1 protein-coding gene is annotated in these 694 nt (G+C 41.4%); it reads left to right on the forward strand.

The annotated features are described in order from the left end of the window. Positions 1-179: 179 nt before the first annotated feature. On the forward strand, positions 180-694 hold a 515-nt coding region (locus HC175_RS15940; RefSeq protein WP_235942645.1), incomplete at its 3' end, for a L,D-transpeptidase.

A 694-nucleotide genomic window follows, 5' to 3' on the forward strand; every position in this document is an offset into this window, starting at 1 on the left:
TCCTCGCTAAAAAATTTATAAATGATTGCGGCATTATTATGAAACCAAACTCCCTTAACCGGTTTTCTTCAGCACTTTTTACAGGCTGCTGTTTTATGTTGCTTATTTCCTGTGAACAGCCGAAGAGCCTGGCTTCTAATATCGCCTCCAAAATTTCTGATCTTAAGCAGGAGGTGCCTTTGGAATCTCAAAAAATGCCGGTGATCATTTCTTACCATCTGGACAGTATCTCAACTTCCGAAGAGGTAGACTGCTTCCAAAATAGATTTTCAGAAGATGCCAAAAAGATCATTTTTGCGCTTAACAGAATTGATCCCGATCGAATAAAGGCAGGATCTGTAATGGTCATTCCCGATACTATTACTGAAAATTTTTTGGATTATTCTCCCTTTCCACAAACTTTTGAAATGCTTGAGAAGATCCCTAAAACTGTGCTTATCTCGAGAAGGGTGCAGGCATTTGGACTGTATGAGGAAGGCAGGTTGATAAGATGGGGACCGGTGAGTTCGGGGAAGAGATCAACTCCAACTCCGGCAGGCCTCAATTACGGAAATTATAAGGCGAAAAGAAAAATTAGTACTGTAGATGAATCCTGGATCATGCCTTACTATTTCAATTTTATGAATTATCACGGGGTGGGCGTACATCAGTATTCCATGCCCGGATATCCTGCGAGTCATGCCTGTGTAAGGCT

This window comes from Salinimicrobium oceani, from assembly GCF_012037645.1.